The sequence below is a fragment of the Ruminococcus gauvreauii genome (assembly GCF_025151995.1).
In the GTDB taxonomy this organism is placed as follows: domain Bacteria; phylum Bacillota; class Clostridia; order Lachnospirales; family Lachnospiraceae; genus Ruminococcus_G; species Ruminococcus_G gauvreauii.
This window is the reverse complement of sequence record NZ_CP102290.1, coordinates 2,444,392-2,464,124: the sequence shown is the minus strand read 5'-3', so window position 1 is coordinate 2,464,124 and position 19,733 is coordinate 2,444,392. Positions and strand designations below refer to the sequence as shown.

20 protein-coding genes are annotated in these 19,733 nt (G+C 48.6%); 1 reads left to right on the top strand and 19 read right to left on the bottom strand.

Annotated features, from left to right (window positions below):
- Positions 1-115 precede the first annotated feature (115 nt).
- From ftsH to NQ502_RS11880, 18 genes are all read right to left on the bottom strand, one after another.
- Positions 116-1,945 (bottom strand): ATP-dependent zinc metalloprotease FtsH, encoded by a 1,830-nt coding sequence (gene ftsH / locus NQ502_RS11960; protein ID WP_044983223.1) that lies wholly within the window; start codon positions 1,943-1,945, stop codon positions 116-118.
- 130 nt (positions 1,946-2,075) lie between these two features.
- Entirely contained in the window at positions 2,076-2,618 is a 543-nt protein-coding gene (gene hpt, locus NQ502_RS11955; protein ID WP_028528501.1) for a hypoxanthine phosphoribosyltransferase, read from the bottom strand.
- Entirely contained in the window at positions 2,611-4,005 is a 1,395-nt protein-coding gene (gene tilS, locus NQ502_RS11950; RefSeq protein ID WP_044983224.1) for a tRNA lysidine(34) synthetase TilS, read from the bottom strand. The genes hpt and tilS overlap by 8 nt, the downstream gene beginning before the upstream one ends.
- Before the next feature lie 10 nt (positions 4,006-4,015).
- Positions 4,016-5,494: a SpoIIE family protein phosphatase gene (locus NQ502_RS11945; protein ID WP_028528503.1), complete on the bottom strand. Its 1,479-nt coding sequence runs from the start codon at positions 5,492-5,494 to the stop codon at positions 4,016-4,018.
- A gap of 115 nt (positions 5,495-5,609) precedes the next feature.
- The gene (locus NQ502_RS11940; RefSeq protein WP_049898115.1) at positions 5,610-5,933 is read right to left on the bottom strand and encodes an FtsB family cell division protein; all 324 of its coding nucleotides are present in this window, start codon (positions 5,931-5,933) and stop codon (positions 5,610-5,612) included.
- Between the two features lie 6 nt (positions 5,934-5,939).
- Positions 5,940-6,362: a spore cortex biosynthesis protein YabQ gene (yabQ, locus tag NQ502_RS19520; RefSeq protein WP_169579920.1), complete on the bottom strand. Its 423-nt coding sequence runs from the start codon at positions 6,360-6,362 to the stop codon at positions 5,940-5,942.
- A 15-nt stretch (positions 6,363-6,377) separates the two neighbouring features.
- Positions 6,378-6,662: a sporulation protein YabP gene (gene yabP / locus NQ502_RS11935; protein ID WP_028528505.1), complete on the bottom strand. Its 285-nt coding sequence runs from the start codon at positions 6,660-6,662 to the stop codon at positions 6,378-6,380.
- A gap of 94 nt (positions 6,663-6,756) precedes the next feature.
- Positions 6,757-6,996: an RNA-binding S4 domain-containing protein gene (locus NQ502_RS11930; protein WP_028528506.1), complete on the bottom strand. Its 240-nt coding sequence runs from the start codon at positions 6,994-6,996 to the stop codon at positions 6,757-6,759.
- 75 nt (positions 6,997-7,071) lie between these two features.
- Complete coding sequence (locus tag NQ502_RS11925) at positions 7,072-7,350, bottom strand: HU family DNA-binding protein (protein ID WP_028528507.1); 279 nt, start codon at positions 7,348-7,350, stop codon at positions 7,072-7,074.
- Positions 7,351-7,457: 107 nt separating this feature from the next.
- Positions 7,458-8,162: a nucleoside triphosphate pyrophosphohydrolase gene (gene mazG / locus NQ502_RS11920; RefSeq protein ID WP_049898116.1), complete on the bottom strand. Its 705-nt coding sequence runs from the start codon at positions 8,160-8,162 to the stop codon at positions 7,458-7,460.
- A gap of 12 nt (positions 8,163-8,174) precedes the next feature.
- A complete protein-coding gene (locus NQ502_RS11915) occupies positions 8,175-9,905 on the bottom strand; it encodes a phospho-sugar mutase (RefSeq protein ID WP_028528508.1) in 1,731 nt (576 codons plus the stop codon).
- 32 nt (positions 9,906-9,937) lie between these two features.
- Positions 9,938-10,939, bottom strand: a complete 1,002-nt coding sequence (locus tag NQ502_RS11910) for a CotS family spore coat protein (protein ID WP_028528509.1) — start codon at positions 10,937-10,939, stop codon at positions 9,938-9,940.
- Positions 10,940-11,042: 103 nt separating this feature from the next.
- Entirely contained in the window at positions 11,043-12,380 is a 1,338-nt protein-coding gene (locus NQ502_RS11905; protein ID WP_028528510.1) for a CCA tRNA nucleotidyltransferase, read from the bottom strand.
- 17 nt (positions 12,381-12,397) lie between these two features.
- Positions 12,398-13,837, bottom strand: coding sequence for a proline--tRNA ligase (gene proS / locus NQ502_RS11900; protein WP_028528511.1), 1,440 nt, complete (start codon positions 13,835-13,837; stop codon positions 12,398-12,400).
- Positions 13,838-13,872: 35 nt separating this feature from the next.
- The gene (locus NQ502_RS11895; RefSeq protein ID WP_028528512.1) at positions 13,873-14,358 is read right to left on the bottom strand and encodes a deoxycytidylate deaminase; all 486 of its coding nucleotides are present in this window, start codon (positions 14,356-14,358) and stop codon (positions 13,873-13,875) included.
- Between the two features lie 13 nt (positions 14,359-14,371).
- Positions 14,372-14,836, bottom strand: coding sequence for an arsenate reductase/protein-tyrosine-phosphatase family protein (locus tag NQ502_RS11890; RefSeq protein ID WP_028528513.1), 465 nt, complete (start codon positions 14,834-14,836; stop codon positions 14,372-14,374).
- A gap of 11 nt (positions 14,837-14,847) precedes the next feature.
- Entirely contained in the window at positions 14,848-15,897 is a 1,050-nt protein-coding gene (locus NQ502_RS11885) for an L-threonylcarbamoyladenylate synthase (protein WP_028528514.1), read from the bottom strand.
- A gap of 86 nt (positions 15,898-15,983) precedes the next feature.
- Positions 15,984-16,679, bottom strand: a complete 696-nt coding sequence (locus NQ502_RS11880; RefSeq protein WP_044983226.1) for an N-acetylmuramoyl-L-alanine amidase — start codon at positions 16,677-16,679, stop codon at positions 15,984-15,986.
- Between the two features lie 224 nt (positions 16,680-16,903).
- Between NQ502_RS11880 and NQ502_RS11875 the strand changes: the two genes are divergently transcribed.
- Positions 16,904-18,901, top strand: a complete 1,998-nt coding sequence (locus NQ502_RS11875) for a hypothetical protein (RefSeq protein ID WP_028528516.1) — start codon at positions 16,904-16,906, stop codon at positions 18,899-18,901.
- A 68-nt stretch (positions 18,902-18,969) separates the two neighbouring features.
- Here NQ502_RS11875 and NQ502_RS11870 read toward each other — a convergent pair whose 3' ends face one another.
- On the bottom strand, positions 18,970-19,728 hold the full coding sequence (locus NQ502_RS11870; protein ID WP_044983227.1) for a hypothetical protein: 759 nt from the start codon (positions 19,726-19,728) through the stop codon (positions 18,970-18,972).
- Positions 19,729-19,733 lie beyond the last annotated feature (5 nt).

The following is a 19,733-nucleotide window of genomic DNA, read 5'->3' as shown; positions in this document are numbered from 1 at the left end:
GGTGTAGCAAAAACTATATAATGTATTGGGGGGTTGTTACATTTTGTATTATAGCGCATGTCTGCGTAAAAGTGTGCACAAACCTCACAAAATTTTCAGGTATTTTTTATGCATATTATACAGTTTCTGCTCTTTCAAATAAGGACTCAAACTCTTCGCGCCCTATTTTTTCTTTTTCAAGCAACAGATTTGTACAACTGTGAAGCACCTCTTCATGCTCCAGTATGATCTGTTTTGCCTTTTCGTAACAGGTGTCGATGAGCCGTTTTACCTCTCTGTCGATAGTAGAAGCCACGCTCTCGCTGAAACCGCGCGTATGCGCGAGGTCACGTCCGATAAATACCTCGTCCTGGTCATCCCCGTAAGCGACCAGGCCGACCTCGGATGACATCCCGTATTTCGTCACCATCGCTTTTGCAATGGAAGTCGCCTGCTTAATGTCCTGAGAAGCGCCTGTTGTAATATCATCGAATATAATTTCCTCGGCAATCCGTCCGCCCAGGCATACCTGAATATTCTCCATCATCTCCCCCCGGGTATTAAAGAGTTCGTCTTTCTCCGGGAGCCGCATAGTGTATCCGGCTGCACCCATTCCTGTCGGTATGATAGAGATTGTATAGACCGGATCAATGTCCGGCAGCACGTAACAGAGAATCGCATGCCCCGCCTCATGATAGGCTGTAATCCGTTTTTCTTTCTCTGAGATGACTTTACTTTTCTTTTCGGTTCCGATTCCCACCTTGATAAATGCATCTTTGATGTCCTTCTGCATCAGGTATGGCCGGTCTTCTTTCGCCGCCAGGATCGCCGCCTCATTCAGCAGATTCTCAAGCTCTGCCCCTGTGAATCCTGCCGTTGTCTGTGCGATCTGTTTGAAATCCACATCATCACCTAGTGGTTTTCCATTGGCATGCACTTTCAGAATCTCCTCGCGTCCCCTGACATCCGGGGCGCCCACTACGACACGGCGGTCAAAACGACCGGGACGCAGGATTGCCGGGTCCAGAATATCCACGCGGTTGGTCGCCGCCATCACAATGATACCCTCGTTGACACCAAATCCGTCCATCTCTACCAGAAGCTGATTCAGAGTCTGCTCACGCTCATCGTGGCCTCCTCCCATTCCGGTTCCCCTTCTTCTGGCAACGGCATCGATCTCATCAATAAAAATAATGCACGGACTGTGCTTCTTTCCCTCTTCAAACAGGTCCCGAACACGTGATGCGCCGACACCAACGAACATCTCAACGAAATCCGAACCGGAAATGCTGAAAAACGGAACTCCTGCCTCACCCGCAACAGCCTTCGCCATCAGCGTTTTACCGGTCCCCGGAGGTCCGACGAGCAGCACGCCTTTCGGAATCCTCGCTCCGACCTTTACGTATTTCTGAGGCTCCTTCAGAAAATCCACGATTTCCACCAGATCCTCTTTTTCCTCCTCCAGCCCAGCTACCTCTTTAAAGGTTATCTTCTTATCACTCTCGGTGGACATTCTGGCACGGCTCTTTCCAAAATTCATCATCTTGGCATTGCTTCCGCCGCCTCCGTTCATGGATCGCGTCATAAACATCATCAGCACCAACACCAGCCCGACCGACACCAGGATCGGAAGGATCGTTGTCAGGAACGTATTGTCCTTCGGCACATCATATACGTGATATTCAATATTTTTTTCTTTCAGCTCTTCCTGAATCTCATTGACATTACTGACATTCAGCTGCTTCCTGCTCCCGTCTTTCAGAACCACATCCAGTTGTCCTGTCGGGATCTGCTTGTTCTGGACAATGCCTACAGAAGAAATCTGACCGCCATCAAGCGCTGCCTCGTACTCCTTATTAGTATATTCCTCGGATTGCTGCATTCTTCCCGACAGATACATAAAACTGCCGACCAGTATGACCGCTACAATAAAATACAGCAGTAATCCTCTTGATTGTCTGTTCACTGCTTGAATCTCCTTTCAGACGTTATTCCTGCGAGCAACGAGCCAAAGTCAAGCAAGCTTTACCTTGGCGACTGTCGCGAGGGTCAGATACCCCGCTGCTCGCTGTGCTACAAATTTGATGCCCCGTACCTTACTGCGGGGTGTTTGACTTTTCAGGTTCCAGAACACCGATATAGGGAAGATTCCTGTACATCTGTGCAGAATCAAGCCCAAATCCTACTACGAATTCATCCGGAATTTCAAAACATACATAATCCACTGTCACATCCGTCACCCGCCGCTCGGGCTTATCCAATAGCGTACACAGACGCAGACTGCTGGGATTACGGGTTTCCAGCTCTGCCGCCAGACGGCTTAATGTTCTTCCGGAATCAACGATATCTTCAATGATCAGCACATCTCTGCCTTCAATCGATTCATCCAGATCTTTTTTAATAGTTACCACACCGCTTGACTCCGTAGCATCTCCATAGCTCGACACCGTCATAAAATCCATCGTCACTGGAATGGTAAGATGTTTTGCGAGTTCACAGGTAAAAAACACACTGCCTTTCAAAACACAGATTAAGTGAATACTTTTTCCGGCATAATCATGATTAATCTGTTCCGCCGCTTTTAGAATTCCTGTCAGCACCTGCTCCTCACTCAGGAGCACGCTGATCTTATCACTCATGAATATTTCCTCCTTTTATCTGTATCCGTAAAATGCATTCCGTCGTATCACGAACCATGCATGCCTGGCTGATCCGGTGGCCCACCACCCATAAGACCTCCGACCCTGCTGCCAGCAGAAGAATCTTATCCCGTTCTTCCCGCGGAATCTTGAGGTCGATAAAATAATCTTTGATCTTCTTCCTGCCGCCTTCCTCATTGATCCTGATATAATCTCCCGGAAGCCTGGTCCGAATTACCAAAGTATCTTTTATTCTATCATAATCCAACCATTTCGTATATGTTTTTTGTGGAATTCTTTGCATGGAATTTCTCAATATCTCACATTGCACCGTCCATGTTTTAATCTGTGTTTCTCCGGGAATCATCAGCCTGCTGCTGAAAAATACCGGGAGTGTCCCCGACTGTTCCCGGATATCAGCTCCGCGAAATGCCAGTCCCCGATATGTCCTTGTGACGACAAGACTATAGGGAAGGTGCAGGCATTTTCCGGTCTCCCTGGTAAACAATGCGCAGATTTCATCCAGATGTACTCTGGTAAAATCCTTTTTTGTCCCCGCAGACTGTTCCAGGCATTTTTGCAGTACACACTTCTGAAGAAGAAGCGGTTCATGAGCCAGCTGATTATCAGCCAGAAGACTGTCCCCTGACTTCTGTACATACTTCTCCATCAGCATCTCCGTCATTTCGTCGAGATAGTCCTGAACTTCTTCCAGACTCTGTGCAGCTGCGGCCATATGCTCCACCGTACGCGGATTGATCTCTTCCGTCAGATACGGCATTACCCGGTGCCTGATTTTATTTCTCGTATATTCTTCATCCATATTCGTACTGTCTGTACGGTATTCTATCTTCTCTTCTTTTAAATACTGCTCAATTTCGGCGCGGTTCATACACAAAAGTGGGCGGATCACAGAATTTCGGACCGGACGCAGGCTGCAGAGTCCACGGATCCCCGTTCCGCGCGCAAGATGATACAGCATGGTCTCCGCACAATCATTCTGGTGATGTGCCAGAGCCGTTTTATTCGCCCCCCACTCGCTTGAAAATCTTTCGAATGCCTCATAACGCACACGGCGGCCCGCCTCTTCCAGAGACATCTTCTCCCGTCCGGCAATCCCGGCAACGTCTTCCCTGAATACCCTGCACGTGATCTCGTGCCTTTGGCACAGGTCCTGTACAAATCTCTCATCCGCTTCAGCTTCTTCGCCCCGGAGCATGTGGTTGACGTGCACCACCGCAAACGTAAACGGTATCTGTTCCTGCAGTCTGCATAATATATAAAACAGGCAGACGGAATCCGCCCCCCCGGAGACCCCCGCCACGATCCGGTCTCCGTCACTTATCATATGATGCTGCCGTATGAAATCCAGAACCCTCTTTTGCATATTTTTTCTCCTATTTTCTCCAGACACCCGCCACAAGCACTGTCATATCATCCCCTGCGCGGTAACCACAGTATCCCATGACTTTTTCCATGATATTGCGCCCTACTTCTCTGGGCTGCGTGCTATGTACCTGCAGAATGATCTCCTTCATCGTCTCCTCTTCCCTCTCTTTCGGAAGTGCATCCAGCACCCCGTCTGTTACCATAATCAGATAATCCCCGTCATACATCTTTTTCGTAGTCGTCTCAAAATCCATCTGCTGCAGCAGTCCCGCGGCAAGCGTCGTCGATGAGATCGCCTCCACCCACTGGTCACGTTTGATAAATGTCGTGGCAGCTCCCGCTTTTAAAAACTCACATACTCCGGTGTAAAGATTCAATGCACAGATGTCGACGGTCGAGTACATTCCATCCCTGCGCTGCAGCACAAGCGCCGAGTTCAGCATACGCGCGGCCGTCTCCCGCGAAAATCCGGTTGTGAGAAACTGTTCCAGAATCTCCACTACCGCCTCGCTCTCCTGGCACGCCTCCAGCCCTGACCCCATTCCATCCGACAGGCACATGACAAACTGTTCTTCTCCCTGTGTGCAGACATAATTATCACCGGACACTGTTTCATTTTCCTTTGTGACCTTGGCCACACCATATAGCACTTTATAATTCGTGTCTTCCACAAACAATACCGTACGCACATCGCTGTTCACGATGGCCCGGCTGTCCCTTGCCGGGACGAGTCTGCGGTCGTACATCTCCGACAGTATGGAAGCCACTTCACTGACTGCGATGCACTGTCCTCCTCTGACCCGCATTGTCAGAAAGAGTTTCATCTTCTCATCCGGCTTTTCCATCATCCATATCTGCTTTACAAGCACGTGCCGCTTCTGCATGATCTTTTTGACCCGCTGCTCCATATCTCCGGAGACTGCTGCAATATCATACAAATCTGCCGCAACTTTCTGAATCGTATGTGCAACTTCGTTTAACTGCTCTGCAACTGCAACCCTGTTTTCTATCTGTCGGTTATTCCATATCAGATTCTGCCTTGCGTTCTGGAATTCATCCTGCAGGTATTCCACGAATTTGCCTGCATTCAGGCAGTCTGCATACCAGTCTCCCTGTGCCCTTAAAATTTTCTCCGCATTGCCCTCCTCGATCAGGCAGAGCATGTCACACACCTTCTGACACGTCATTATGCTTTGCTGCCTCCAGCAGATTTCCTTTTTCGGACATCTGCTGCAGAGTTTATCCTGCATTTTTGCGAAGATCCCTTCTATCTCGCTGTTGCTCAGGCGCTCCCTCCGGCACGGCATCTGATAAAACGTGTCTGCCAGTTTCTGCAATGACTGTGCATACTGTTCCATCCGTTCCTTCTGCGGATGACAGTCGTAGACGGGATCTTCCTTTTTTCTCCCCCAAAAGACAATTTTTGCCATGTCCCGAAGTATCAGTATCGCACTGATCGCGAGCATGGCAATGATTAAATCCTGCATCTGGCATAAACCCCCTTATCATATATATACTCTCAGAGATTTATTATAGATGCTTTATTATAAGAAACTTGTCAAATACACACTGGCAGTCCAAAGAAATTTTAGACAAAAAATTCTAATCTGCCTCTTTAAAAATAATTTCGTTTTCTTTCACCAGACCGATCTTTTCCTTGGCTATCTTCTCAATATATTCATCACTCTGCATGTATTCCTGCATGTTTTCAATATCTTCTGTACGTTTATTCTCATCTTCTATCTGTTGAGCAAGTTCATCCTGTTTCTGAGTATTTGCTGAAATCCTCTCCTTCACGGACTGACCCTGGACGAACAACACGACTAACAGCATGCATACGACGATACTGATGCCAACCATTGTTATTTTATTATACCTCTGGCTGCGCTTTGCTCTCATTTTTGCTGAACTTTTTTTTGAACTCATATGACCTCACGACTTTCGCAATAATCTACATAATAACCTAGATAAAGAAATTTTACATCGTAATACCAAAAATTTCAACCTTTTTATCAAAAATATTATCTTCTTTGTCAGCATTCGAAAAAATTCTTTTATTTTATTCAAAAAGAGCGCTGTAAAACGCACCAGGCAGCCGCTGAGCGTATAATGATATAACACCATGCCGAGCAGGATCCCTACAAAGAAATATCCGCGCAGAACCCCGTTATTTTCCTGGTATATCCTGGAAAATAAAAAGAATCCGCTGCCAATCCAATAGCAGAGATCCTCTGTAATGACCCAAACCGGCCGGTGATGTATGACGCGACGTATAATACGAAAGAAATCATACCCTAACAGCATAACAGCTCCGTACCAGAGGGATTTTGCAAACAGCAGCAGCTCGCTGCTCATATATGCGCTCATGCTTTATTTGAACAGTCTTTTGACCAGACTGCCCTTCTGCCTGCGCCCATAATTTCCATCATCCGAATAAACCATGCTCTGGAAAAGACCCTCTACGTCTACTTCTCCCTTTTCCAGATACAGGCGGCTCACATGCAGCTCCTGGCCCTTGATCGTCAGCATCCCCTGAGATGTCTCCAGCAGGATCATCTCCGGATCAAAAGATACCACATCTACGACACCGGTAATCTTACCGGCTCTCCGTCCATCCAGCGTAAGCCCGTGTTCCTTGCGCGTTGCCTCCTCCATATCATTCTCCCCATACACGTCTCTTTTTCATTATATGGGGGTTTGCTTTCCGTTATGCCTCCGGCTGAAAACATCACCGGTACGCACGGCGAACCTACAGATAGCGGTAAAGACTTTCCGCCTCTTCTTTTTTAACCGTCTCCTTCACATCCAGCACCTCCACTTTTACTGTCTTAGAGCCAAACTGTATTTCCAGGATATCTCCTGATTTTACCTTGACCGATGCCTTTGCCGGATTGCCGTTCACGAGAACCCTGCCCGCATCACACGCTTCATTTGCCACCGTACGCCGTTTGATCAGGCGTGATACCTTCAGAAACTTATCCAGTCTCATATATTCTTACCTCCGTATTTCATTTCCGTCAAAAAAAGGAGAGACAATTGCTTGTCCCTCCGATGGTTACTTAAATTATTTTTCGTTCACCATATCTTTTAAAGCTTTTCCCGCTTTAAATTTAGGTGCCTTCGAAGCTTCAATCTTCATTGTTTTTCCTGTCTGAGGATTTCTGCCCTCTCTTGCAGCTCTTTCGGCCACTTCAAAAGTGCCGAAACCAACCAGCTGAACTTTTTCACCCTTCTTTAACTCTGCTGCGATCACATCTACGAATGCTTTCAGTGCAGCTTCTGCATCTTTTTTGGATAATTCTGCCTGGTCAGCCATAGCTGCAATTAATTCTGTCTTGTTCATGAGTATTCCTCCTCTGAAATCTTCTATTCTCATTTCTTACGGTTTTATGATCCTTTTGTATCAATCAAACAAAATCGGATAAACCCTACTCAATATTTATATAACGTTTACATGGGTTTGTCAAGGAATTCTGCTTTTTTAATCGTCCCTTCCAGATAATCTGCAAGCGCCTGCTCCGCATGGACTTTACGCTTTCTGGATACGTTGCAGATTTCGCCGAGCAGCCGGCCGATTACCTCTGCATCGTCCTCACCGCCGCCGCTCTCCAGCACGTCCAGACACCTGCGGGCGCTGCGTATGCTGTCACTCTCGCTGGGACAGTCACCGCCAAGGTTCTCTATCTTTTTCAGAACCTTGGATGTGCGGATCAAAGCCGGCAGACTGTGGGGTACTGCACGCAGCTGCGAACCCTCAGCCTGATCCTTCTTTTCCTGTTTTTTGATCTCCTCCCAATTCACCAGAACCTGTTCGGAATCACCTGCCGTCTGATCCCCGAACACATGCGGATGCCTGCGGATCATCTTTTCACTGATTCCCTGAATCACATCATTAAGCCCAAACAGCCCTTCTTCCTCCGCGATCAGGCTGTGCATCAGTACCTGCAGCAGTACATCCCCCAGCTCCTCACAGAGGTTGTCCCACGATCCTGTCTCCGAGAGGATGCGTATCCCGTCAACCACCTCGTAGGCCTCCTCGACCATGCACGTCCTGAGACTCTCATGCGTCTGCTCGCGGTCCCACGGGCATCCTTCGGGACTTCGCAGTCTTGCAATGATCTCTGTCAGTTCTTCAAATGAATATATCTTCTCCATGAAATCCTCCGATTACATCATACGGTCGATCATGGCGAGCACTTCTTTGCCAAGGGCATCTGATTTCGCGTCAGCATCCGTCAGAGATGTTCCTTTGATACCATAATAGAATTTAACCTTCGGCTCTGTCCCCGATGGCCGTACGCAGACCCATGCATCGTCCGTCAGGTCATAGTACAGAACATTGGACTTCGGCAGTCCGGTCGGCTGCACTTCGCCGGTTGCCGTATCCGTAATCGTGTCTTTCTGATAATCCCTCACGGACAGAACATCGTAATCTCCGATTTTAACAGGAGGATTTTCCCGAAGCCCGCTTAAGATTTCCTGGATCTTTTCCAGACCTTCGATCCCCTTCAGAGTGATAGACTTAATATCATCCTTATAATAACCGTAGCGTTCATACATGTCGATCATTGCGTCCCAGAGGGTTTTGCCCTGAGTCTTATAGTAGGCTGCCGCCTCACACAGTGCCATTGTTGCAACGATGGCATCTTTATCTCTCGCATGGGTTCCGATCAGGCATCCGTAGCTCTCCTCAAAACCGAAGAGGTATGTCCCATTCTTATTTTGTTCAAAGCCCAGAATCTGCTGTCCGATAAATTTAAATCCGGTCAGAACCTCGATTAATTTCACACCATAGTATTTGGCAATCGCATCCGCCATATTCGTCGTTACGATAGTTTTAATCAGCGCTCCGTCATCCGGCAGGCCTCTCAGGGCTTTTTTCTGTCCGATCTCATAATCCGCAAGAAGACAGCCGGACATGTTCCCTGTCAATGTGTGATATTCCCCTTCCCGGTCTTTCACATAAACACCAAGACGGTCAGCATCCGGGTCTGTTGCAAGTACCAGATCTGCATCCACTTCCTTCGCAAGCTTTAATCCAAGGGCAAACGCCTCTTCCGCCTCAGGATTCGGGTAGCTGACAGTCGGGAATTCCCCATCCGGAAGCTCCTGCTCTTTTACGACGTACACATGCTCGAAACCAAGCTCCTGAAGGACACGGCGTGCCGGAATATTTCCGGTGCCATGAAGCGGGCTGTACACGATCTTCAGATCCTTTGCAGTCTCGCGGATCGCATCCATATGAAGCACCTGACTTTTCAGTTCCTCCATATAAGCATCGTCAACTTCCCGGCCGATGACAACGTACATACCAGATTTTTGAGCTGCATCTTTGTCCATCGTCTTCACGTCATTGTAATCCGTGACTTTCTGTACTTCATCCATGATTCCGGAATCATGAGGCGGTGTGATCTGGGCACCGTCCTCCCAGTATACTTTATATCCATTATATTCCGGCGGGTTATGGCTGGCTGTGATATTGATACCGGCGATACATCCAAGCTTACGAACTGCATAGGAGAGTTCCGGAGTCGGACGCAGCGATTCAAAAATATAGGCTTTGATTCCGTTCGCTGCCAGACACAGCGCTGCTTCATTTGCAAATTCGGGAGACATCCGCCTGGAATCAAATGCAATGGCCACCCCCTGGTCTTTCGCATTCAGCCCGGCAATATAGTTGGCAAGCCCCTGCGTGGTCTTTCTTACGACGTAACTATTCATACGGTTGGTCCCTGCACCGATCACACCGCGGAGACCGGCCGTACCAAATTCAAGGTCCTTATAAAAACGTTCTTTGATTTCCTGTTCATCATCTGCAATACTTTTCAGCTCTGCCTTGGTTTCTTCGTCAAAGTAAGGTGAATTCACCCACAATTCATATGTTTCCTTATAGTTCATAAAGGTACCTCCTACCAGCTTCTTTTCTCCTATTATAGCGTATCTGACGAAAAAAGGAAATCAGAAAAACAGGTTTTTAGAAATTCTGACCATGCCTTCTGCTGCCGCATCACGAGCTGCAGTTTTTCCGAATTGCGTCCGGATATCCAGGCTTTGTGATTATTTGCATAGTAATTGACCAGTTTCCAGAATTTCCAGGGATAAGAAAGCCTGATCTTCAGATTGAGCACTTCCTCCTCAGAAAGCGGTTTAACGCTGTGATATCCATTGAGCATGCTTTTTCCAAGCCCGGTATCCCAGTTATGTTTCTCCAGTATTTTTCTCATAAACTGATACAGGTCCGCTATCTGGACATCATAGTTCCATTTTTCATAATTGATCAGTGTGGGGCGACCGCCCGTCCATATTATATTGTGCTGATTGCACTCACCGTGGCAGACGCTGCCCCTTTCCATCGCCGTCCGGTACAGCTCCTGATATCCGGAGCGTTCCAGCTGTTCCACTGCCGTCTCCCCCTGTTTCAGAAAGCTGTCCATGCAGCGCAGAAGCTGCATTTCAAAATCTGTTCTTGAATTCTTCTTTCGGATAAAATTGCCTATTTTCCTAATCTCCCGATTATGCCGTGTACATTCATCCAGGAGAGACTCCTTCCGGTAATTCTCCTCCAGCGGCATTTGCATCACACTATGTAACCGGGCCAGCGCCTTCACCCCTTCAAGAATATCACTTGCGGATTTTGTATCGCATTCTCTCCCCGTAAACCATTCTCTTACCACATAAGGAATACCGTCCCTGTCGCTGGATACCAGCTTTCCTTCCTCATTTTCCAGCACACAGTCCACTCTCGTTTCCCCGCTCTCCAGGATGTGCAGCTGAAGTTTTCTCTGAGCCTCCAGTTTCTTTTCCGATCCACGGTACTCTTTCACGATCTTAAGCCCGCGCTGTGTTTCACAGATCAGCGCCCCGCGCCCCCGGTACGATGACTTTACCGTCAGTCCATACTGTTCCATTACACTTAACCCATAATCGTACATAATAAACCCCCTCACCATAAGCTCTTTCTATCTTATGTTGAAGGGGTAAAAAATATACAATTTATGTCGGAGCACTCTGCGCCAGGCGTTCATTCCCGTATTTTTATCTGCCTGCCGTTCTCTTCTCTGCAAATGCCAGCATATACTCTCTCGTGTTTCGTGAAGGATCATCAAGTGCCTGTTCAAGCGCTTCCTGCAAGACAATGCCGATCTCCGGTCCCGGTTTCATGCCAAGCGCTATAAGGTCCCCTCCCGACAGCTTTAACGTCTTCAGGGATATACACTGCTGATCAGATATGATTTTTTCAAACAGCATGCCGACCTCTTCCAGGCGTCTTAACTTCTCCTGCCTGTACCAGCCGCTCTGCGCCATTGTATCGGCATACTGCAGCTTCAGAAGGCGCGGAAACAGGTCCTCGCCGATACGGTACACCGCGCGTCTGACAAGACGCTCTTCCGGCTGCGTTCTTGTATCATGCCAGTATACGAGCCGCTCCACCTGATCGGTCGTCTCATTGTCAAATTTCAGGCGCTTCAGGATGTTTCTTGTCAGTTTTGCCCCAGCCTTATGATGACCGTTAAAGTGGTCAATGCCCTTTTCATCCGTGGTCCTCACTGCAGGTTTTCCGACATCGTGCAGCAGCGCTGCGATTCTCAGTATCCTGTCCTCCTCAGCGTAACGCAGTGTTTCCAATGTGTGTTCCCCCACCGAAAACATATGATGGGGATTATTCTGAGAGGTATGCATCATCGCATCAAACTCCGGCAGTATGACTGCTGTGATATTCGTCTCATATGCCTCACGGATCATGGCGGGCCGCGGCGACATCAGCAGCTTCACGAGCTCTGTCTGAATCCTCTCCGCACTGATTCTTGACAGTGTAGGAGCCAGCTCCTGAATTGCTTTTCTGGTATTATCCTCAATCTTAAATCCCAGCTGGGCCGAGAACCGGACCGCCCTCAGGATGCGCAGGGCATCCTCATTGAAACGCTGTGCGGGTTCACCCACACAGCGAATTCTATGTCTCTGCAGATCCTGCATGCCGCCGAATTTATCGACCAGTCCGGCAGCCGGGCTGTACGCCATCGCATTGATCGTAAAATCCCGGCGTTTCAAGTCCTCCGACAGGTTTGGGGTAAAAGTCACATCCTTCGGATGACGGCCATCCTCATACTTTCCGTCAATACGGTATGTGGTCACCTCAAAGCCTTCCCCTGAGATGAGGACGGTTACGGTACCGTGCGCCAGCCCGGTATCCACGGTATGACAAAACAGTTCTTTTACCTGTTTGGGGGTCGCTGACGTAGTAATATCCCAGTCGTCCGGTGAGCGGTCCAGCACACTGTCCCTCACACACCCTCCGACAGCATATGCCTCATATCCATTCTGTGTGAGTTTGTCAATGATCAGCCAAACCGGCGGCGGCAGCCTCAGTCTCATACGCAATCTCCTTTAGGTTAATATGCTTTTCCCCAGTACACCATCTTTGCCGCCGGTTTTCCGCAGCAGACACAGGTATCAGCGATCTGTTCCTGCTCAAAAGGTATACATCTGGATGTTGCCTGTGTATCTTCTTTGATCTTTTCTTCACATTCCTGACAGCCGCACCACATGGCCTTGACAAATCCCGGCTTCTCTTCGATCGTCTTCCGGAAGGTATCATAGTCCCGTGCCACATAGGTGTGGGAATCACGGTGTGTCCTGGCTCTGTCAAGCATATCTGTCTGAATCGCAGAGAGCAGTTCCTGCGCCTTTGCCGCAGCCTCATCAAGCGCCACCACGGTCTTTTCTCTCGTATCCCGGCGAACCAGCACAGCCTGTCCATTTTCTATATCCTTCGGTCCCAGCTCAATACGCACTGGGATTCCTCTCATTTCCTGCTCTGAGAATTTCCAGCCCGGGCTCTTATCCGAGTCGTCCAGACGCGCACGTATACCCGCTGCCTTCAGGCTGCTGCAGACTTTGTCCGCCATATCAAGTACACCCTCTTTTTTCTGCTGGATCGGAATCACCATCGCCTGCACAGGCGCAATGCGCGGAGGCAGAACCAGTCCGCTGTTGTCCCCATGCACCATAATGATGGCCCCGATCATGCGGGTCGTCATGCCCCATGAGGTCTGATGTACGTATTTCAGCTGATTGTCCTTATCCGCATACTGGATACCGAAAGCTTTGGCAAACCCGTCCCCGAAGTTATGGCTGGTTCCGGACTGCAGTGCCTTTCCATCATGCATCAGGGATTCTATCGTATATGTCGCCTCTGCTCCCGCAAATTTCTCCTTGTCGGTCTTTCTTCCCTTGATGACAGGGATCGCCAGCACCTCCTCGCAGAAGTCTGCATACACGTTCAGCATCATGATCGTACGTTCCTCTGCCTCCTCCGCTGTGGCATGTGCAGTATGGCCCTCCTGCCACAGGAATTCCCTGGAGCGCAGAAACGGTCTCGTCGTCTTTTCCCAGCGCACAACAGAACACCACTGATTGTACAGCTTCGGAAGATCCCTGTGAGAATGGACATCCTTGGCGTACAGATCGCAGAACAGTGTCTCAGAGGTCGGTCTGACGCAGAGACGCTCCTGAAGCGGCTCCAGTCCTCCGTGTGTCACCCACGCAACCTCGGGGGCAAATCCCTCCACATGGTCTTTCTCTTTTTGAAGCAGGCTTTCCGGAATGAACATCGGAAGATAGACATTCTCGACCCCCGTCTCCTTAAAGCGCCGGTCAAGCTCATGCTGAATATTTTCCCAGATCGCATAACCAGCCGGTTTGATCACCATACAGCCTTTTACACTTGTATAATCAATCAGCTCTGCCTTTTTAACAATATCGGTATACCACTGCGCAAAATCTTCCTCCATGGAAGTAATTGCCTCTACCAGTTTCTTTTCCTTAGCCATAATTTCTCCTTTTTACCTGAATCTAAATTAAGATATTAAACACGGAATGTGATTTCCCGGTTTGTTCTGTTGTATTGATAATAACGCACTCCGGCAGCGTCCAGCATCCTCTTGGACGCCACAACGGAATCTGAACCTGCATATTTATCGCAGTCATAGATGACCGTCTTGATACCCGCCTGTATGATAGCCTTCGCACACTCGTTGCACGGAAACAGCGAGACGTAAAGCTTTGACCCCTCCAGGCTGCCGCCGCGGTAATTCAGGATTGCATTCAGTTCGCTGTGCGTGGTGTATAGGTATTTATTGTCAAGCGGTGCGCCCTCTCTTGTCCACGGAAATTCATCATCCGAACATCCGGTGGGAAAACCGTTGTATCCCATCGACAGAATCTTATTATCCGCGCTTACGATACAGGCACCGACCTGTGTGTTGGGATCTTTTGATCTCATCCCGGACAAGATCGCAACGCCCATAAAATATTCATCCCAGGTTATATAGTCTTCTCTTTTTGTCCCCATAATGTGTCCTCTCCTACTGCCCCTGCTGTTCCTCTTCATTCAGCCGGACTACGATTCCTCCGATCAGGGCTTCCAGCGTCTCATAACATTTTCCGTATTCCTTTAATGGCTCCCCGTAAAGGGGAGGGAGTTCACCCCGCAGGCTGATATACTCAGTCAGCGTATATACATGATGTGCATGCTCATAGTTTTCCCAGATTTTTTCCTTCTGTGCATCTTCCATCGTAAGTACCAGGACATCCTCTCCCAGATCTTCCTGCTGCAGCTGTCTTGCCTCATGGGCCGTCACACTGTAGCCGTTGCTGATCAGCACCGCCTCTGCCTTCTGGTTCATCGGTTCCGGAAACAGCACAACGAGACCTCTGGATTCAATATCCAGCGGTCCCAGAAGGAATTTGCTTTTCATAATGATCTTTGCCATCGGCGCTCTGCTGTTATCATCTTCATCTACGAAGATCAGTTTGTTAAAACGCTTCACTGTACTGCTCCTCAAACCTCTATCATCTGGTGTCCTGCCGCCTTCAGCAGACGGTTCATAATAGCCTGTCCCATTTGGGGGGTGCGGAACGACTCCGAATAGATATATGCAACGTCGCTGTCATCAAATTCACGCAGCACCCGGTAAAGATGACGCGCAATCCCTGCCTCATCTTCGCGTGCCCCGATACTCTTGATAAGTCCTGACCGATAAGCTCCAGCCGTCTCATCCGTTCCTATGATCCCGACAGCATACCCCTGGCTGATTTTTTCATCTGCCATTTTCTGAATTGCCGCCGTCACATCTTCCTGCCTGCCCTCCACGATCACGAGCGATCCCCTGGGCGCGTAATGTCTGTATTTCATACCGGGAGCCTTTGGGCGGATATCCATATCTTCGGCGATCAGTCCCTGATCCATCCTGACTTCCCCAAGAATCCCCCTAAGCATCTCTTCATTTATATAGCCCGGACGCAGAATCGTCGGTATCTCCTCCGTAAAATCCACGATCGTGGACTCCAGGCCGATACCCACACTTCCCCCGTCAATAATCATATCTATCTTCCCGTTCAGATCTTCGATCACGTGCTCTGCCAGCGTAGGGCTGGGTCTCCCCGATGTGTTTGCGCTGGGCGCGGCCACATAGCCGCCTGCCTCCCTGATCAGAATCTGCGCAACGCTGTGATTCGGCATTCTGACCGCGACACTGTCAAGTCCTCCTGTCGTCTCATACGGCACACATTCACTCTTGGGAAATATCATCGTCAGGGGACCGGGCCAGTATGCATCCGCAAGACGTTTCGCCTCCGGCGGTATCTCAGTCACTAATACGGGCAGGTCTTCCATATCCGCTATATGAATGATCAGTGGGTTATCCGACGGTCGTCCCTTGGCAGCATAGATCTTATGAGATGCGTTCACGTCAAGTGCATTGCCTCCCAGTCCGTAAACGGTCTCCGTCGGAAATGCCACCAGGCCGCCGTCCTTTAAAATCCGTCCGGCCTCCCTCATGATATCTGCCTGAGGATGTTTCCGGTCCACCTTTACAATTTTAGTTTCCATAATTTTCCTCTTGTAATAAATCTTTACACAATCCATTTTATTATAGCATTGAATTTTGTAAAATGGAACTCTCATTTTAGGAAAACTCAGGAACCGCCCAGATATTCTTTGACGCCCTTCGTTACTGCTGCTGCAACTTTATCCTGGTATTCCTCCGTCTTCAGCTTTTTTGCCTCCTCCGAATTGCTCAGAAAACCGCATTCAACGATCACGATCGGAACCTCCGTCTTTTTTAGCAGGTAATACGTGACGTTACCCTTTTCCTTTCTGTGGTTTTGAGGGTCAAGGCCATCCACAAGCGCGCTCTGGAGTACAGATGCCAGCTTCCTTCCATCTTCGGAATGTTCAAAATAGAAGACCTGCGCGCCCTTCACCGCCTCATCCGAATAACTGTTCTGGTGAATGCTGACTGCACAGTCCGCAGAACTTTCATTTATGATCTGACATCGTTTCTTTAAGTCCTCCGCCTTTTTATTCTGACTTCCCCTGCTGCACAGCATTTCATCTTTCGTGCGAGTCATGATCACCTGGTACCCCGACTGCTGAAGCAGTTTCTCCACTTTTTTGGCGATCTCCAGATTCAGTTCCTTTTCCAGTTCGTTACTGATTCCCACTTTTCCCGGGTCATCGCCGCCGTGACCGGCATCGATCACTACAGTCTGACGTCCCTGCAGTTCCTGCGTGACCAGCCGCGCCCCTTCCCGCGATAAATAGTACACGCCCACCAGCAGCAGACATCCCAACATAATGTCTACAACGGGTTTCCATTTTTTTCTATCCATAGACACCTGCCATCATATCTTCTTCCTAATATATGACTCATCCACATACAATCATTCTACCTGAACCTAAAGTTTCCCAAATGCCAAAAATAACTTGACAAAAGCATTTTTTCTGCAGATGATAGAATTAACGTAACAGTTCAGGACGGCTTTTTCGATCAAGAAGATGCGCCGTCCTGAACAGTTACCGATTAACATTCATTACCATAAGGGGAGGATTAACCATGAACCAGTCAGAGGAGAACCGCTTGTTTTCAGGTATTCTGGCCGCACTGACTTCAGCAGTGTTCTTTACTGCCTGTCTGAAGATACCGGCACTCTCAGCCTTTATTTTGTCTGCAGGCAATATCAATTTAATTGTTTTTGCGGGAACGGTCATTTTATTTTGTCTTTCGTTCCTGCTCTTTTACCGCATATTCCGCTTTCGAACATGCGGCTTTTTACAGTACCGTGCGGTGCGCTGTATATGTTTTACTCTGTTCGCAATCGGAACACTGCTCTTTTTAACAGTTTCTTTTTTAATGGAAGGAAACCTCACCGGAGGTGTGTCATACAAATACGTCTGGCATAACCTGCCTCTGCTGCTCGTCATTGTCCTGACTGTAACCGCATGTCTCGTGTTTTTCAGCATTTGGCGTTTTCGGGAGATATCCGTCCGTACCTGGATTCTTGGTTTGTTTTACAGCGGGCTGACCATGCTGATCACCTATACATTCTACACACCGAATATTTTCGGACGGGGCCAGGCCGCCGATACCGCTCACGGCCACGCATATTTCAATTCCATCTACAATGTATTTCACGGAAGTGCATACACCGAGTACACGACCAGCATTTACGGTCATTACGCCCTTTTTTATAAGCTTCCGCTGAAGGTTCTGGGAGGAAATTTCCTGGATTTCATGCTGATCACAGCATTGATCGGCGGATTATGTTTTCTATGCTCATTTTTAACGCTGCACCTGATGGTCGAAAACACCGTTATCCGTATTCTGGGCTGTATCGCGATGACTCTCCCCATCCTGTCCATGAGAGGAGGCTATTACTGGCAGGTGTGGCCGCACCGAATCCTGTTTCCGGCTGTCCTGCTGTTGTACGGCGCTTTCTGTCTGCGCCTGAACAGGATGAACCGCCTGACCTGCGTTCTCGGATACGTGTTATGCCTGGCCGGGGTCGTCTGGAACACAGAGAGCGGCATGATCTGTGCCGCCGCATGGGCAGCGCTTTGGATACTCCGGTATTTTGTACTGAAAAAACAGGGACCGTTATCATTTATAAAAACCGCTGCATTTCACTGTGCTGCCATCGCCGCTGTTTTCTTCGGGGCTTACGGTCTCGTAAACCTGTATAATATCATGCAGGATTCATCGGTAAATTCCCTCCGGGAGTTTCTGTTTCCGCTGATGTCCGCCTCCTACATGACAGACCTTCTTCACCTGGATCTCCCCCTGTATCCTGCCGCTTACATGGGTGTGCTGCTGCTCTTTTTTATTGCAGCTGCCTGGGGCATCTCCTCCATGAGATGCTTTCACACTTATGCCCCCTCGACCCCCCCGGTACTTCCGGCATTCAGTTTTTTTCTGTCCGTAATCTCACTTGGACAGCTCACGTATTTTATGAACCGCCCTGCCTACCACAACCTGGATGTCTGTCATCTGCAGGCCGTTCTCTTCCTGTGCATACTGGCTGCATGCACGCTGCCGCAGCTGAGGAAATTTTCTTTTTCGAAGCTTTTTGAACATTCTTTTGCACAGCTTGGGAAAATCAGTTTTTGCGCCTTATCCCTGTCTGTCCTGCTCGTGCTGACACTTGGCACAACGGTACAATACGCATACAACAGTGATATTAAGAAAAATTATCATGATATGGCAGAACTCCAGGAGTTCGCCGATACGATTGCCTCTGAGATACCTCCCCACACCTACGGTTTCGGCGTATCCGTCTCAGAGATCTACAGCCTGCTCGGCTGGTCAACAAACTGCTTTACTCTGGATTTTACGGATTTATCAGTCCGCCCTCAGGTTGCGGATTACGTGATACAGGATATTCAGGAAAAAGAGGTCACCGGGGTCTTTACCGGACAGGCTACCATCGAAAAAATGGAGTCGTTTGCCCCCCGGGCTGCCTCCTGGTTTCATGAACATTTCGCACTGGAAAAAGAATATGACTTCGGCGGCTCAACCTTCCGTTATTTCGTGGCAAAAGCTTCATCCGGGAACTAAAATATCAAAGCAGGTCATCGCCCGCCCCCTCAACTTAACGTTAAGGGAAAGGACAATGACCTGCCTTTTTATTCATCCATTTTATCCTTACGGATAATCCCGTGTTTGTATAGAAATTTCTCCAGATCTTCCTCTGTCAGATCGTCTGCATCATCCAGACTGTCCTCGAGATCAAGGTCTTTTCTGATCTTGCGTTCAATCTCACGCATGGATTTTCCTGCCGCCTCCAGCTCCGGATCCTGTTCCCTGATATCAACTTCCAGATCATTCGTTATATCATCCTCAAAATTCCGAAGGGATTCCGGCATCGTGCTGATAATGCTGTGAACCTCTTTATAGGAGGCCATAAACCGCTGCTGTGCCTGGTTAATCAGTTCAACGATCGCATTCATCTCTTCCTGCACCGCTATGTATTTGCTCTGCCCGTCTGCGAGGCGCCTGTCTACTTCCGACTGCACCGTGTCGATTCGCTTCTGTGCTTCTTTCTCTGCCTGACGTACAATATCGTCCGCCTTCTTCTGTGCATCCTTGATGATGTTCTCGGCCCGGATCTGTGATTCCAGTACCAGTCTCGATATGCTTTCATAATGATCGATATACTTTTGATATTTGTTCTTAATATTGCGTTCCAGCTGTTCTTTCTGTTCTTCTTTTGAGACGAGACGCTCTGTCAGTTCTTCGATCCTGCTGTTTTTCTTTTGAATTTCCTTCGCAAGACGGGTAATTTCCCCTGTGTGAGTCTCCTTCATCTTCCTCATCTGTTCCATCACGTCGTCCTTGTCATATCCCCCCATTAATGTTGTCTTAAACAATTCATTTTCACTCATGCGTT